The sequence below is a fragment of the Halobacillus amylolyticus genome (assembly GCF_022921115.1).
Lineage (GTDB): Bacteria > Bacillota > Bacilli > Bacillales > Halobacillaceae > Halobacillus_A > Halobacillus_A amylolyticus.
Map to the genome: position 1 here is coordinate 1821608 of NZ_CP095075.1, position 15893 is coordinate 1837500.

Genomic DNA, 15893 nt, shown 5'->3' on the forward strand with positions numbered 1-15893 from the left:
AGGACATTGATGTCATGAACACCCAATCACCAGAACAAGAATGGCTTCATCGTTTTATAAATTGGAGTCAAAATTATGAGCAATATCTTGACTCATTGCGTTCAAGATCTGACATGAGCCCGGATGAGGGAAATCAAATAGAAAAATGGGTAAACGAGTTCAACCAGTTACGTCAAACTGCTGAAAGTTATAGTGAACGCTCTTCACAAAATGAAGGGGCATCTAATCATTCGCCAGATATCTCCTCCATTTACACAAAAGCTAATCATCTTCATGAGAATTTCCTGGAGTTTTTGCAAGAAAAATCGGTTGACTCATCAGATCAACCTGAAGAGCACAGGAAGGAAAATCAGGCAGTTCCGATTGGCGAACACACCCTCCCCCCGCTTCCCTACAACTACGATGCCTTAGAGCCATATATCAGTGAGAAAATAATGCGCCTGCATCACGATGAGCATCACAAAGGGTATGTAGAAGGATTAAACAAGGCTGAGAAAGAGATGAAAAAGGCAAGACGAACCGGCGACTACTCCCTGATCCGACATTGGGAAGTGGAAGCGGCATTTAATGGAGCCGGACATTATCTTCACACTATTTTTTGGGATAACATGAGTCCTTATGGCGGTGGTAAACCAAGCGGTCCGCTCGAACAGGAAATCAAACATACTTTTGGTGGCTTCGAGAAGTTTAAAGAGCATTTTTCAAATGCTGCTGAAAAAGTACAAAGTGTCGGCTGGGCAATGCTTGTATGGTCACCACGTTCATGGCGAACCGAAATTCTCCAAGCAGAAAAGCACCAAAATCTTTCTCAACAGGATATGATTCCTTTATTAGTACTGGATGTATGGGAACATGCGTATTATTTACAATATACCAATAACCGTAGTGACTATATTGACGCATGGTGGAATGTTGTGAATTGGGATAATGTTAACAGGCGTTATCAAGAGGCAAAGAAAGTTAAATGGCAGCCATTTTAACCTACATTTATTAGGAGGGTGAAGGTTAGCTCAGAGAGGATCGTTCCATCGCAAAAAGCTCCCTTATCTTGTAACAAAGATAAGGGAGCTTTTTTGATTCGTGAGTCTGGCCACTGAAAACAGCAGAGCCCCCATTTTTAGGTTCCTTTTAACAAACAGGAACCCCTTTATTTGTAAAGTTATTTATCTACAACTTCATCTTGTGGGATCAGCTCATCATCATTCATCCCACACTCTGGACACTGACACCAGAGAATGACGGCACTTTTCTCCTTAAATTCTCTTCGTTCCACTTTCATAACTTTTGCTTCATCATGGAAGCATTTCATACAACGTTTCTGTATTAAATCCCCTGCCTGATATTGACTCATTCTACCCCTCCAAGATTATTTGGATTGAGTATCATACTAACATAGATTGGTAGAAGAGGACATGTCGGTCTCCTAACATTATCATTACAACCTTTAAGAAAAGCAGTTAAAAAGATTAACCCCCAGGAAAAAAGGGGTATAGGGGGAAATATACATCATGTTTATGGAGGAGCGACAAAATGAAGAACCCGAATAAACTCCAAGCAAAAATCATGAAATACAAAAATATGTCGAAAAGAGAGAAATGGCACCAGATCTACTCAAATCTTTGGGTAACGCCCATTATTTATGCAGCGTTATCCCTGCTGCTCTTTGCCGTAACGGTGTGGGCCGATCTGAAGATGGAGTTTGGCAACATGATCCCTTCTATTCTCAGTGTCAATTATCAGTTGACCCAAACGATTTTAAGCACCTTAACAGGGGGACTTCTATCATTAAACGTCTTTACCTTTTATGGTGTGTTAACAGCTTTAACTACCTTCGCCGGCCAGTTTTCACCAAGAATCTTAAAGAATTTTATGATGACCAAAGTGACACAGCGAACGCTAGGGATTTTTAACGGGAGTTTCCTTTATGTATTGTTTTGTCTATTGTTTCTTAATGGGGAAACAGCCTCCCAATATTGTTTGATCCCGGTCACAGCAACATTACTAACTGCTTTATGTATAGGGGCTTTTGCAATTTTTATTAACCACATTGTCACTTGGCTTCAAGTGTCGAATATGACGGGTGATATGAAAGAAGAATCCGTCGATATTATTGAAAATTCCTTGCTTAGTGAACTTGAACCTTACAGGGTAGATGATGAAGCAACAATAAACGGCCAAATCCCGGAAGATCAGGGACATCAGATAAGCCTTGATCATTCGGGTTATTTACAAACCATTGATTTTGTTCCATTGATTGAGGAAGCTTGTAAGGATGACCTGATTATTCGGTTAGAATACAAAGTTGGGAATTTCGTCTTTGGCTCAACGCCATTGTTAACCTATTGGAAGAAAGACACAACTACCATTGATGAATTTAAATATAAAAATATGTTTCATACAGGAAATAGTCAAACCGAAATTCAGGATATTGAATTCAGTATCAATAAATTTGTTGAAATTGCGATTCGTGCCCTGGGGAATGATGACCCTAAAACAGCCACAGGCACCATTTATGAGATTGGCGATTTACTTATCAACATTTCTCAGAAGGCAAAGTTCACACCCTATTTAACTGATAAAGATGATAACCTTCGTCTAATTTTACAGAATCTCGACTTTGATGATTATTTATATATTGGCTTTGCCTCTATACGTCATTATGCAAGGGATAACGTAGTGATTACCATTGAATTTTTAAAAGTATTGGACGCGATTGCACAAGGAGTGAGCAAACGAGATCACCAAGCCGTCTGGGATTTTGCCGTATATACGGCAAGTGGATTCGAATATGAATATATGCACTTTCTAGATAACAGGAAGTTTTATTATGCGCTTTTTAATATCGCAAAAACAACGGGGAATGAGGAAGGTTACAACAACCTCACTAAAAAATTATCAAAGCACTTAGAACTATCCTTTAAAGAATAACCCTTCATAAATTAGTATTTAATCGGGGCCGGAAGGTGGGCGAGAATTAAAATGGCTACAACACCAATCCTGATCTTATTGTTTATCGGCTACATCATCTTCACCATTGATAAAAAGAAAGAGAACTTCCCTGTGCCATTAATCCTAATCCTCGTCGGTATCGGGCTCTCTTTTATCCCTTATTTTTCTTCTATTGAAGTTACGAAGGACATGATCTATCATGTCTTTCTTCCTGGGCTGCTGTTCACTTCAGCCTATCAGTTTTCTCCCAATGCCCTTAAGAAGAATGCTGGAATTATAAGCTTCTTAGCGACCATAGGTATCATGCTCACTGTCCTTCTATTAGGTTGGACAATTTATGTGATCAGTGGCCTATTTGTATCGTTATCCTTTGTTGGATCTCTATTGGTTGCTTCGATGCTGACACCGACAGATCCTGTCTCCGTTGTCTCGATTCTTAAGAAGTCTTCGGGAGATAAGATGATGGCTGATGTAGTCGAAGGCGAATCGCTCATTAACGATGGCACAAGCATTGTCATCTTCACAGTCATTGTAGGTATCTATCTTCAGGATAAGACTTTTTCTATAGGTTCTTTCTTCGGTGAATTTTTATTGGTATCTGTCGGAGGAGTGGTGGTCGGCTTAGGATTTGGGTGGCTGTTTAGTAAGGCCATACACATCACTCATCATAAAGAATATCAAGTGATGCTAAGTATTATCCTTGCTTATGGAATTTTTAATATAGCAGAGCATTTTGGTTTGTCTGGGGTATTAGCAACCGTTTTTGCCGGTATCATGCTGTCATTTGAATTTAACCGTTCCCCCACGAAGACCATCTCCGTGAATCACTGGACGGTTTCTGGGGCGTTGTAGAGATCTCAATCCTATCTTTATTATTTTTACTGATTGGGGTTGAATCTACTAGCTATCTTGCTTTTGACAATTGGGGACTGGCCTTCCTAATATTTGTCGCGTCTTTACTGGTCAGATTTCTTATAATCACTGGTGCAACTCAATCCTTTCCAGTGTGGAGAGATAAAATCAGTTGGAGAGAATCCCTCCTCCTTAGCTGGTCAGGTTTGAAAGGCTCTATGTCTGTCTTCTTGATCCTAAATCTCCATTCTAAAGAAGCTCAAGGCACTGAATTAATACTCTCTCTAGCATTTTCTGCTGTCTTACTTTCTTTAGTGGTCCAAAGTGTAGGAATACACCCTTTGTCAAAAAAGTTACTCAATCGTGGCGAGAATAACACTATACGATAGAAACTCAACAAAAAATAATCTAGGAGGGTTAACCTTGAGTCACATTCCAAACACATCTAACTCCCTTTGGAGAGATTTACAAGTAGACACGTTTCCAGCACTCTCTGAAGATAGGCAAGCTGACGTTACCGTAATAGGAGCAGGGATTACTGGAATCACGACGGCTTATTTACTTACAAAACAAGGGTACAACGTCATTTTATTAGAAGCCGGCAAAATCATGGAAGGCACTACAGGTTATACAACCGCTAAGATCACCTCGCAACATGGATTAATCTATGCTCATCTGCTTAAGACTATAGGTGAGAAAAAATCTAAGCTCTACTATCAAGCCAATCAGGAAGCTTTAACGTTGATAGATGAAATAAGAACCGATAATGGCATCGACTGTGACTTTTCTTATCAGGATGCTTATGTATACGGCGAGACTTCACAATCAAAGAGAGAAATAGAAGAAGAAGCAAAGGCTTATGAGAGATTAGGCATAGATGGCGGCTTAATAAAGGAGACTCCTCTTCCCTTCCCAGTTGCTTCTGCTGTTAAGATAAACGATCAAGCACAATTTCATCCATACTTGAGGTTCTTAGTTCATGACCTTATAAAAAGAAACACCCCTATCTTTGAAAATACTAGAGCAGTGGATGTCGAAAAAGATAGACAGCCTAAAGTAACCACACAGGAGGGGTATTCCGTTACTTCTGATCATGTGGTCATGGCTACACATTTTCCTTTTAAAGATTTAGAGAATTTATATTTTGCCCGTCTTCATGTGGAACGTTCCTATTCTATTGCTGTCGAGCCAGCTAAAAAGATCCCTGAGGAAATGTATTTGAGTGCAGACCAACCCAAACGTTCTCTGCGCTATACAGTAAACGACCTAGGAGAGCCACTCCTTTTAGTTGGTGGCAATGGTCATACTAGCGGCCAGGTTGAGGATACGCTAGTTCATTATAGAAACTTACGCTCGTTTGCACATCATCATTTTACGGTTGAGGAAATATCTTACCGATGGTCAGCCCAAGATCTAAGCACGATGGATATGGTGCCTTATATCGGGCCAATTACTGAAAAGCAATCAAACATTTATGTGGCTACAGGTTTCGCAAAATGGGGAATGACGAATGGGACCATTGCCGCAAGATTGATTAGTGACTTGATCAATCAAAAGGATAACCCTTACACAGACCTGTTTTCCCCCTCCCGCTTTCATCTCAAGCAAGATATGAAGAATCTCACCAAAGAAAACGCCGATGTAGCTAAAGAGTTTGTAAAAGGAAAACTAAATAGACAAAATAAAAAACTAGAAGAACTCGACCACGACGAAGGCGCAGTGGTCCATCACAACGGGAAAAGAGCTGGTGCCTATAAAGATTCAGCCGGCAACCTCAGCCTTGTCGATACGGCATGTACGCATATGGGATGTGAGCTTTCATGGAACACAGCAGAGAGGTCATGGGATTGTCCCTGTCATGGGTCAAGGTTTACTACAGGGGGCAAAGTCATAGAGGGCCCTGCAACTAAACCTTTGAAAAAGTTATCGGAATAATAAACCTCCATAAAAATTATTACGTGGAGCTTATAATCCCCCTAAACTGGATAATTTCATTTAATAATCAAGAACTCTCTATTTTAAAAAACTCCATATTAAGGATATTTCTACGTTTAGTTTGGTCTCTCTCACGGGAATCAGCTTTGTAAGGACAATCCCACTCATACCCCTATTCCCTTCTTCGTAATGATGTGATCGACTAGAAGAGGAATGTAAGTGGAAACCAAATTTTTTAAACAGGAGGAGAGACACGCTGGGTCATGTAAAAGCACTTTCGATCAAAGGAATTATGACACTTGTAGTCCTGTATGTAATCCTTAGTTTAGGGTTTGGAATTTCTTTTATTAACACACTCATTTTAACTATCGTCTTAGGCGCTGCTTCCTATGTTCTTGGGGATCTCTATATTTTACCTAAAACCAATAACATTACAGCTACTATGGCAGACTTTGGAGTTACGTTCTTAATTATCTGGTTACTTGGGATAGCTCTAACAGGTATGGAACTGGGAACAATGGCAGGAGCAGCAGCTATTACAGCGGTAGTCATCGCGCTAGGTGAATATTTCTTCCATTTTTATATTTCAAAAAAACTCTTGGCGCCAACAAAAGATTAAGAACTTCATATAGTCATTAAAAATGCGTGGTGTAGCTCCTAACAGGGGCTACACCTTTTTTAAATAAACCCACTAAAGAAGTTTTTCTTTCTGATAAATACAAAATACCCCTTAATTATCCAATGAAAATTCTTCAAAAAATGCTATTTTTAATTAACTGTTCATAGTTGAACCTAAGAATCATTCCCCAAATGCGTCCGTTCTTTAAAGCATAGGAATGATTTAACTAATTATATTCAAGCTGCGCCAAGTGTTAATAAACACTCTCCCTTTGTGGGAATTATCCCCTTAGCTTTTCACAGCATATAGCTGAATAAGAACTATTTTACAAGCTAAAGCTAAAACAAGGATAGTTTTCGGGGGATTGTTATGAGTGAAACAAAGCTTTATCACAAAATTTATGAACAAAAGGAACAGCTTAGCAGCCTAATAACTGAGCATTGGAACCTGTACTCAGGTATAGATACATGGTACTTTTGGTTTAATATAGCGAGTGTTTTGATCCCACTCCTCGTCCTATACTTCAAAATAGACAAGACTAGACTATTCGAAATTTGCTTCTTTGGTTACACAACACATATATTATGGTCATATGCAGATAGCGCTTTAAATCAAAGTAATTACCTCGTTCATCCGCACAGCCTCACCCATTTGTTCCCGGTTGGTGTTAACGTTACGGCTGTTTTATTCCCCGTTACATTTATGCTGTTATATCAGTATTGTATGAATAGGGAAAAAAACTTCTACATTCATGCTATTATTTTATCCCTTATTTTTGCATACGGATTTGGCGGACTATCTGATGCTGTAAATTTGTTGAAAATGCATAAGAATATGAACCTAACCTATTTATTCTTGATTGATATAGCTGTTGTCTTCATTGCTCTTTGGATGACGAAACTTTTCCGCAAATTTAAGGGAATGAAAATAAAAGCGTAAGTTCCTCTGTATGGAGATCCTATACAAGGAAGTACTAATAGAAAAACATCATGCCTTTCATATTATAATTTATTAAGGAGAACCTATCTAATACAAAATAAGTTGAAGGTGGGTACCCAATGGAGACAGAACATAATATAAGGCTAACATCAGCAGAAATGTCCTATCTATGGACTACTTATCAGGCCGACACCATGTCTATTTGTATGGTTAATCATTTTCTTCAGCATATTGATGATATGGAAATTAAAAGGGTTGCAACACATGCTTTAGACATATCACAGCAGCATGTTGAGATTATAAGACAAATTTTTACGGATGAAGCCATTCAAATACCTCAAGCCTTTGGTGATCAAGATGTAAATTTAAAGGCAAAACGTCTTTTTTCAGACGATTTTTATTTACAATATATTAAACATATGTCTAAAGGGGGGCTAGCTACTTTTTCTAGGGCATTGCCCAATATCTATCGTCAAGATATTCTTTCCTTTTTTTCAAAATGCATGACATCAACTATGGAATTGAATAATGAGGTAACCCAACTGCTTTTAGAAAAAGGAATAGCTGTTAGACCACCATATATTCCAAGTCCGAAGGGTGTCGACTTTGTTCAAAAGCAATCCTTTATGTTAGAAGGGCTGGGAAATGGCCGTGCACTGACAGGGATTGAAATTTCAGACCTATATTCAAACATTCAAACGAATCAATTAGGTGTAGCTTTAGCAACCGGATTTAGTCAAGTGGTTGAGTCAAATAAAGTGCGTAAATATATCTTAAGGGGAAAGGACATAGCGTTAAAACACATAAAAGTATTTAGTGATTATTTAAGCTATAATTCACTACCAGTTCCTACATCATTAGCACAGGGAATTACCGAGTCTAAAGAATCTCCCTTTTCAGATAAATTAATAATGTACCACTTCAGCCTTATGATGTATTCGGGGATTGGCAACTATGGAGTAGCTATTTCCGAAAGTCAAAAAAGTGACTTAGCTATTGACTATTCGCGTTTACTAACAGAAACACTAAAATATGCAGAAGACGGTGTAAATATAATGATTGCAAACAAATGGTTAGAAAAGCCGCCAACTGCTTCTAATCGAAAAGACTTGGCAAAAGATTAAAAATGTATAATCATGAGATATCTAAAAGCTATTGCCTTTAGGCTCGCATAATATATTTTTTCTTACTTTAAAGAGGTTCTTTTTCATATTCATCTAATTAAAATTAAAAAGTATCTGGGGAAGAACTCACTTCTTTGACCAGGTACTTTTAATAAAAAAATCCATTAATACTTCTTGAAGAATGCTATACCACGTTATTGCAATAAGCATAGGCTTTGTCTTCTTGAATTGTTGCGCCCATTAGTGTTTACCTTCACAAACCCTAATTTTGAAAGACCAAATCAGCTTTCCTCTTCGGAGTTTCTATCTCCATATAATATTCCTCTGCCTTCCAGTATCTATTTCTAAATTTTTTTAAGTTTCTCTGTGTGACATTACTTTCACGATTAAACCTCTTATCTCTTGGACAATCCAAATAAACCATATAATTCTAGAACATTCTCCACTCCCTGCGTTGCAAAAATACCCCTTCAATTATCATTAGACAAGTATCCGGTATTTTAACTACTTCTGTTTTTTGTGTATCGGAGTGATTATCGTAAGTCAGTAGAGGTAATTCCTGGCCGTCTTCAGTTTCTTAAACAAATTATCTTTTAACCACTCCACATCCCATTGTAAATGGTAATACTCATACCACTCTTCAAATCCAGTATTATAACGTCTTTTTCTATCCACAATGTAGTCATCTATATGAAGAATACAAACCGTAACGTTATTTTCTTGTAGAAACTGATTAACCTCTTTGGCAAATGTTGTTTTACCTGAACGGCTTAACCCGTCTATCCCAAGAACAAGTTTTTGACCTCTCTCAACTTTTGGAATTTCTTTAAATATAGTAAGTATCTCATTTTTCAAAACAGTGCCCCCTCCCCTAAAAGTTTTATGATATAGTTTATTGTTCCTGTGTCATCCGTCTATATAAAATTGATCTAAAGAAAATGTATTTTTTTACTATGTAACCTATCCAATCTAATTCCTCTTAACTATCATACTATGAAAGTATAGAAAGGGGGTATCTTATGTGTTATTACGATCCTTGTAAAAAGAAAGAGTATTATTATGGTCCTTGTGACTATTATGATCCTTGTAAAAAGAAAGATGATTGTTATGATCCTTGTGACTATTATGATCCTTGTAAAAAGAAAAATAAGAAGAAATATTGTTGCTGTTGCTGCAGGTATTATTAAGGAAAGCTTCTATAATCTAAAAGGGGTATAGTAACGATTTCCGATCTATCCGACCATTTTAGCCAATTCCGCCGGTAACACTAGTTATCGGCGGAATTTTTAGATAATGTAGTTATAGACAAACTCGCTGTAACAAGATTTGTCATTAAGTCTAGTTTCCCAGTAGGAGTCCATGAGCACTTCCTGTACTCTCACTACGCCCTCCTAACACCCAATATCCATTATTGATACACCCTTCTACATTAAATTCTAAGATTTCATCCATATCTACTTCCCTTAAAACCAATTTAAAAAAGTACCTGGAGGAAGAACTCACCTCTTCCTCCAGGTACTTTCACATCTTTTTAAATAATTATGAGACTTTCACCCAGTGTGCGGCTTCATTGCTTGACGGAGAAGGGGGAAGCTGCTCTCCTTCCTCTATCTTGACTTCCGTGTCATCTTGATTAGAAGAACCGCCGCTGACTAAACTCTTAACCTTGTACTTGCCGCTTTCTGGTGCTTTTTCACCTGTTTTGTACGTCTGATTATTTGTAGCCATCTTACTCCACCTCCGCTATAAATTTTAGAAAAGAAATAGGCTTATTTTCTTTTCTACAGAACTTGTTCCCAGTACTCAAGTGATTAAACGCATTTAATCCTAAGTTTACTATTTGTAAAAAACTTGTAACTGTATTGTAGTGTTCTGAACTATATTAAAAAGAGACTGACTATAGTTAAAGGTCAGTCTCTTTGATCTATTATTCATCTAGTGGAGGCGTTCCCTGTACATAGGAAGGTGCTAGGAGGGTTAATTCATTCCCATTTCGGGGGCAAGCACTGGCAACAAAAATAGCTTGATTTCTCTGAATAAGAAACCAAGCTTATATTTATATTTTCATAAAAAATGACTAGTCGCTTGGAAGAGAAAATGTGACTGTTCATAGTTATAGGAGATTTTCGAAAAGTCAAATGGTTGGCCATTGGTTAAATGAAAAATGGTTTCAACGTAAATTTTAGGATCCCCTTCTTGCAAGCCTAAATACTCCGCTTCTTCCTCTTTAAGTTTGTCAGCGCGAAGATATAAATCTGAAAAACCTACCTTCAATCCTAATCCTTCACTAATATAATTAAATATGGAGTCAGAGATAATTTCCTTATTCAAATAGGTGACGATGGATTTATTGTAAAACGATTCTTCTAAACATAATGTTTGCCCATTAATATATCGAACCCTCTTTACATAATAGACATCGTCATCGAGGTCAATATTTAAATTATGAGCCGCTTCTTTTGTTGGTTTCCTCACTTCTAATTCAATCGCTTCAGACGTTAAATGATTGCCCTCAAGCTCCTTTTTAAACCCTTGATTTGAAAATAAACTAATGTATCCTTTTCTCTTATGCCTTCTAACAAAAATTCCACTACCTCTGACTTGATAGACGACCCCTTTTCTCTCTAATAGATCTAAAGACTTAGTAATCGTACTCTTACTTGCTTCAAACTGAGTCATTAAAGTTTCTAATATTGGCAGCTTATCTCCTTGTTGAAGTTCGTTATCTTCAATATACTTTTCAATTTCATCTGAGATTTCCTGATACTTTAACATAAACATTCCTCTTTACTTTATTTATCCACTACAATATCAGAATTATATCATAAACCTTTCAGGAGCTCATCCTATAAAATTGTGCAATAACAATACAATTGTTTAGGTATTGATTAATTGTACCGATACAATTATAATGTAAGCGTATTAAAAAATAAATAAAGGGGTGTGTAAACTTGGCAGAAAAGGTTAGAGATTATCCCAAACTTGCTAAAGATATTCTAGAAGCTGTTGGCGGAGAAGAGAATGTCATTGGAGCTACACGTTGTGCAACTAGACTTAGATTAGTACTTAAGCGGTCTAAACCAAAGGCCAAAGAAAAAGTATCATCTATGCCTGGGGTCATTACAGCCGTAGAAAATAACGGACAATTCCAGGTTGTTATTGGTCAACACGTAGGAGAAGTTTATGATGAATTTGCAAGTTTAGTAAACGTTGACACTTCGGAAGGAGAGAGTGGAAACAAAGGAAGGATCTTAAACCGTGTCATTGCAACCATGTCAGCCGTTTTTGCACCGTTTGTGTATATTTTAGCTGCAGCTGGTATTTTACAAGGTTCATTAATATTAATTAATTTATTCTCAGATAGCTTTATAGAAACGGGAACCTATCAAGTTTTAAGCTTTATCTCATGGGCACCTTTTACTTTTTTGCCTATTTTTATTGCCATAACAGCATCCCAACATTTTAGGACAAACACGTATATAGCCGTAGCCTGTTGCGCTGCATTAGTTAGTCCGACATGGGCAGGAATGGCAGCACAAATTGCAGCAGGAAACAGCATTACTTTCTTAGGTATTGCATTATCTGAAACCGTATATACCTCTTCGGTTTTGCCGCCACTCTTTTTAGTTTGGATTCTGTCCTATCTTGAAAGATTTTTAAATAGGAACATGAATGAAGTGATTCGCCCGTTATTTGTCCCATTTTTATGTATGATCATCATGATTCCTTTAACGATTTTATTAATTGGTCCTGCTTCAACCATTGGAGCAAACGGGATTGCTGATGGTTATAATTTCTTAGCAGAAAACGCACCTGCTGTAGCTGGAGCTATTATTGGCGGGCTATGGCAAATCCTAGTTATTTTTGGTGTACATTGGGGCGTCACCCCTATGGTATTAGCGAACTTTGATTTATACGGTCGAGATTCTTTCCAAGCGTATCAAACGATTGCCGTTGTGGCACAAGTTGGTGCGGTATTGGGGGTTTTTCTAAAAGCAAAAAGTCAAGAAGTACGAAAAGTCAGTGCCTCAGCTGGTATAACTGGATTATTTGGCATTACAGAGCCAGCCATTTACGGGGTGACTTTGAGATTTAAGAAACCGTTTATATTTGGATGTATTTCAGGTGCTGTGGGTGCCATCGCCGCGAGTATCTTTAATCCCTATTACTTTGCCTATGCTGGATTACCAGGACCTCTAACCATTGTAAATGGGATCGATGCAGATTATCCCTTGTCTATATGGGGAATTTTATTAGGTGTTGTCATTGCAGTTATTCTTCCTGTCGTTTTAATTCAAATCTTCGGTTATGGGGAAGATAAAGCGAAAAAGGCTGGTAATGAAAACTTAGTAGATGAGCAAGGGCAGCGGGGGACTGAGTTCCAGCAAAACCATCCTGAGAATAATGAAGAAACCATAGTTGCCCCACTTATTGGGAAGGTGATGTCGCTTTCAGAGGTCCCCGATGAAGTATTTAGCTCAGGTGCTATGGGACAGGGAGTAGCGATAGAGCCATCAGCTAACGGAATATATGCCCCGTTTGATGGAACGGTCGTTATGATTGCACATACAAAGCATGCGATCGGTTTACGTTCAAAAGCTGGTGTGGAGTTACTCGTGCATATTGGTTTAGATACAGTTAAATTAAATGGAAAACCTTTCACTTTAAATATTGAAGATGGCAATGAATTCCAGCAAGGTGATGTACTAGTCGAATTTGATAGAGAAATAATCCACAATGAAGGACTAGAGACGATTACACCTATTATCATAACGAACTCAGGTGACTATGAAGAAATTATCATCGAAGAGCGTAAAGATAGTACATTAAATGAGAAATTGATGACGGTAGTAAAATAAAGGAGGAATAAAATATGAGTAAGATGCCAGAAGATTTTCTATGGGGCGGAGCTTTAGCGGCTCACCAATTCGAAGGGGGATGGAACCAAGCAGGTAAAGGACCAAGTGTCGTTGATGTCATGACAGCAGGTGCCCATGGCGTCCCAAGAGAAATAACAGAAACAATTGAAGATGATAAGTTTTACCCGAACCATGAAGCCATTGATTTCTATCATAACTATAAAGAAGATATTGCTTTATTTGGGGAAATGGGATTAAAATGCTTAAGAACATCGATCGGATGGAGCAGAATTTTTCCAAAGGGTGACGAAGCTGAACCTAATGAAGAGGGATTACAATTCTATGATAATGTATTTGATGAATTACTGAAGCATGGAATTGAACCTGTCATTACATTATCTCACTTTGAAATGCCATTACATTTAGCACGAGAATATGGTGGATTTAGAAGCAGAAAAGTAGTGGACTTTTTCGCAAAGTTCTCTGAAGTTTGCTTTAATCGATATAAGAATAAAGTGAAATACTGGATGACATTTAACGAAATCAATAACAAAATGGATGTCAATAACCCCTTATTTTTATGGACAAACTCGGGTGTGGTTGTAGAGAAAGGCGAAAACGCTAAAGAAGTCATGTATCAAACAGGACATCATGAATTACTTGCAAGTGCATTAGCTGTCTCAAAAGGAAGAGAAATTAACCCAGAATTCGAAATGGGTGCAATGGTTTCACACGTACCCATTTATCCTTATTCATCAAACCCAGAGGATGTCATGTTAGCTGAAGAATCAATGAGACAACGCTACTTCTTCCCTGATGTACAAGTTCGCGGTTATTACCCTACCTACGCTTTAAAAGAATTTGAAAGAGAAGGATATACGATCAAGTTCGAAGACGGCGATGAAGAAATCTTAAAAAACGGTAAGGTTGATTATCTAGGGTTCAGTTACTATATGTCTACAACCGTTAAAAGTGATGTAGAAAACAATAATACTGGAGATATCGTTAATGGTGGTTTACCTAATGGGGTAGAAAATCCGTACATCAAATCTAGTGATTGGGGTTGGGCGATTGATCCAACTGGATTGAGATATACATTGAATCGTTTATACGATCGATACCAAATTCCATTATTTATCGTAGAAAATGGATTTGGTGCTGTGGATACTTTAGAAGAGGATGGCTCAATCCATGATCCACAAAGAATCGAATATTTAACATCACATATTGAAGCATTAGAAAAAGCAGTAACGTATGATGGTGTTGATTTAATGGGTTATACGCCGTGGGGAATCATAGATATTGTGTCGTTTACAACAGGTGAAATGAAAAAACGTTACGGGATGATTTATGTGGATCGTGATAATGAAGGAAATGGATCAATGAAGCGCTCTAAAAAAGCTTCATTTGATTGGTATAAACATGTCATTCAAACGAATGGTGAAGAATTGTAATGAATTAAAAATCTACTAACCAAAGTGGTGAACTATCCCCGAATAAGTATTCCTTATTCGGGGATAGTTCGTAATATGAATGCCTCTTTAATTGAAGGTCCAACAAACTAATGTTGGAGACTTTTTACTAATTTTACGGAATTTCTAATTCTTCCTTTGATACAACACGCCAACCGTGCGCTTCAAGTTTCTTTATATACGTTTCTAGTCTAGTTTCCCCGACTTCTATCGCAAGTGGTTCAAAGAAACCCAGCATTCATCAGAAGCATAGGTAATAGTAACTTTTGCAACTTCATATCCATTGTGGAATTGCGGATGAAATCCCGGATCATCTATTATATCCCCTTCAACAGGGCGAATATTAGATTCAAATGTTTTCATCACTACTTCTTGTAAATTCTTTTCTTCTTTTACTGATGATAGAAAAGCATTAAATTTATTTTCAATGTAGTCTCCGGTTACACCCCTAATCAAAAAATCCATTAATACTTCTTAAAGAATACTATACCACGTTATTGCACTAAACAAAGGCTCTGTCTTCTTGAATTGTTGCACCCATTAGTGTTTAATATTTACCTTCACAAATAAAAGTTTTATTGTATAGTATATTCCTGTTTCACCCGTCCTCAGTTCTTAGCCCATATCATAAAATTCCTTAAATATCGATATAATTAAAAGGCTTATTATTTTACTCACTTGGCATGATAAATTAAAGTTTAATTATTATATTTCCTACGTCAAAGAGTGCTAAGAGAAAATGCGACTACATGTACAACAGCTATACAATGATTTAAAAAATGAATCCGAACAAAAATTAGAACGTGGATTAAGAGAAGAAGAAAAACGACTTATTCAATGGATGGTTGAAAAAACCCTGTTACATAAGAATGCAAAATAATAGCTAGGTTGATGCAATTTAGATTAAGCCTTGCTAAAAGGCTTTTTACTCATTAAATAAACTAAAGGATATCTCAAAAAAAGGACAAACCTTTCAGTCTTCTCGCATAAACTAATTTCTAGTGGAAAATCTATACTCCACCCTGAAGCAAGTTTAAAAGGAAGACAGCCAGGAGGGAATGTTCATGTGGCTCTTTGTAGAGAAAGCAATTTTAGCAATGGTTATACTTCGCCTTATTTCCGGTTTTATTGAAATTACTGCTGC

Annotated in this window: 17 protein-coding genes and 1 pseudogene (1 of these 18 cut by a window edge); 13 read left to right on the forward strand and 5 right to left on the reverse strand. The window is 37.4% G+C overall.

Annotated elements, in window-relative coordinates; translation table 11 throughout:
• The first annotated feature begins 14 nt into the window (after positions 1 to 14).
• A complete protein-coding gene (locus tag MUO15_RS09475; RefSeq protein WP_245035350.1) occupies positions 15 to 980 on the forward strand; it encodes a superoxide dismutase in 966 nt (321 codons plus the stop codon).
• A gap of 179 nt (positions 981 to 1159) precedes the next feature.
• Here the strand turns inward: MUO15_RS09475 and MUO15_RS09480 are convergent, their stop codons facing one another.
• Positions 1160 to 1351 (reverse strand): hypothetical protein, encoded by a 192-nt coding sequence (locus tag MUO15_RS09480; RefSeq protein WP_245035352.1) that lies wholly within the window; start codon positions 1349 to 1351, stop codon positions 1160 to 1162.
• 179 nt (positions 1352 to 1530) lie between these two features.
• On the opposite strand from MUO15_RS09480, the gene MUO15_RS09485 reads away from it, so the two are divergent.
• From MUO15_RS09485 to MUO15_RS09510, 7 genes are all read left to right on the forward strand, one after another.
• A complete protein-coding gene (locus tag MUO15_RS09485; protein ID WP_245035354.1) occupies positions 1531 to 2928 on the forward strand; it encodes a DUF2254 domain-containing protein in 1398 nt (465 codons plus the stop codon).
• Positions 2929 to 2979: 51 nt separating this feature from the next.
• Positions 2980 to 3801: a cation:proton antiporter domain-containing protein gene (locus MUO15_RS09490; protein ID WP_318036213.1), complete on the forward strand. Its 822-nt coding sequence runs from the start codon at positions 2980 to 2982 to the stop codon at positions 3799 to 3801.
• An 8-nt stretch (positions 3802 to 3809) separates the two neighbouring features.
• Positions 3810 to 4190, forward strand: a complete 381-nt coding sequence (locus tag MUO15_RS21930) for a cation:proton antiporter domain-containing protein (protein WP_318036227.1) — start codon at positions 3810 to 3812, stop codon at positions 4188 to 4190.
• A gap of 34 nt (positions 4191 to 4224) precedes the next feature.
• Complete coding sequence (locus MUO15_RS09495; protein ID WP_245035356.1) at positions 4225 to 5736, forward strand: FAD-dependent oxidoreductase; 1512 nt, start codon at positions 4225 to 4227, stop codon at positions 5734 to 5736.
• Between the two features lie 256 nt (positions 5737 to 5992).
• Positions 5993 to 6355: a DUF2512 family protein gene (locus tag MUO15_RS09500; protein ID WP_245035945.1), complete on the forward strand. Its 363-nt coding sequence runs from the start codon at positions 5993 to 5995 to the stop codon at positions 6353 to 6355.
• A gap of 369 nt (positions 6356 to 6724) precedes the next feature.
• On the forward strand, positions 6725 to 7294 hold the full coding sequence (locus tag MUO15_RS09505) for a hypothetical protein (RefSeq protein ID WP_245035358.1): 570 nt from the start codon (positions 6725 to 6727) through the stop codon (positions 7292 to 7294).
• Between the two features lie 119 nt (positions 7295 to 7413).
• Positions 7414 to 8418 (forward strand): DUF3231 family protein, encoded by a 1005-nt coding sequence (locus tag MUO15_RS09510; protein WP_245035360.1) that lies wholly within the window; start codon positions 7414 to 7416, stop codon positions 8416 to 8418.
• A 262-nt stretch (positions 8419 to 8680) separates the two neighbouring features.
• Here the strand turns inward: MUO15_RS09510 and MUO15_RS09515 are convergent.
• Positions 8681 to 9273, reverse strand: a pseudogene (locus tag MUO15_RS09515) (kinase).
• A gap of 204 nt (positions 9274 to 9477) precedes the next feature.
• On the opposite strand from MUO15_RS09515, the gene MUO15_RS09520 reads away from it, so the two are divergent.
• Positions 9478 to 9636 carry a hypothetical protein gene (locus tag MUO15_RS09520; protein ID WP_245035362.1) on the forward strand — a complete coding sequence of 53 codons (159 nt, stop codon included), beginning with the start codon at positions 9478 to 9480 and terminating at the stop codon, positions 9634 to 9636.
• Between the two features lie 321 nt (positions 9637 to 9957).
• Here the strand turns inward: MUO15_RS09520 and MUO15_RS09525 are convergent, their stop codons facing one another.
• Entirely contained in the window at positions 9958 to 10146 is a 189-nt protein-coding gene (locus MUO15_RS09525; protein ID WP_245035364.1) for a YjzC family protein, read from the reverse strand.
• Between the two features lie 336 nt (positions 10147 to 10482).
• The gene (locus tag MUO15_RS09530; protein WP_245035366.1) at positions 10483 to 11193 is read right to left on the reverse strand and encodes a GntR family transcriptional regulator; all 711 of its coding nucleotides are present in this window, start codon (positions 11191 to 11193) and stop codon (positions 10483 to 10485) included.
• Between the two features lie 176 nt (positions 11194 to 11369).
• Between MUO15_RS09530 and MUO15_RS09535 the strand changes: the two genes are divergently transcribed.
• The gene (locus tag MUO15_RS09535; RefSeq protein ID WP_245035368.1) at positions 11370 to 13277 is read left to right on the forward strand and encodes a beta-glucoside-specific PTS transporter subunit IIABC; all 1908 of its coding nucleotides are present in this window, start codon (positions 11370 to 11372) and stop codon (positions 13275 to 13277) included.
• Positions 13278 to 13291: 14 nt separating this feature from the next.
• Positions 13292 to 14731: a 6-phospho-beta-glucosidase BglA gene (bglA, locus tag MUO15_RS09540; RefSeq protein WP_245035370.1), complete on the forward strand. Its 1440-nt coding sequence runs from the start codon at positions 13292 to 13294 to the stop codon at positions 14729 to 14731.
• Positions 14732 to 14956: 225 nt separating this feature from the next.
• Here bglA and MUO15_RS09545 read toward each other — a convergent pair whose 3' ends face one another.
• Entirely contained in the window at positions 14957 to 15214 is a 258-nt protein-coding gene (locus tag MUO15_RS09545) for a hypothetical protein (RefSeq protein ID WP_245035372.1), read from the reverse strand.
• Between the two features lie 274 nt (positions 15215 to 15488).
• Here MUO15_RS09545 and MUO15_RS09550 point away from each other — a divergent pair, with 274 nt between their 5' ends.
• Positions 15489 to 15629 carry a hypothetical protein gene (locus tag MUO15_RS09550; protein ID WP_245035374.1) on the forward strand — a complete coding sequence of 47 codons (141 nt, stop codon included), beginning with the start codon at positions 15489 to 15491 and terminating at the stop codon, positions 15627 to 15629.
• A 184-nt stretch (positions 15630 to 15813) separates the two neighbouring features.
• Positions 15814 to 15893, forward strand: the 5' portion of a protein-coding gene (locus MUO15_RS09555) for a YqhV family protein (protein ID WP_245035376.1). Its footprint extends 196 nt past the window's final position; only the first 80 of its 276 coding nucleotides appear in the window; it begins with the start codon at positions 15814 to 15816; its stop codon lies beyond the right edge, outside the window.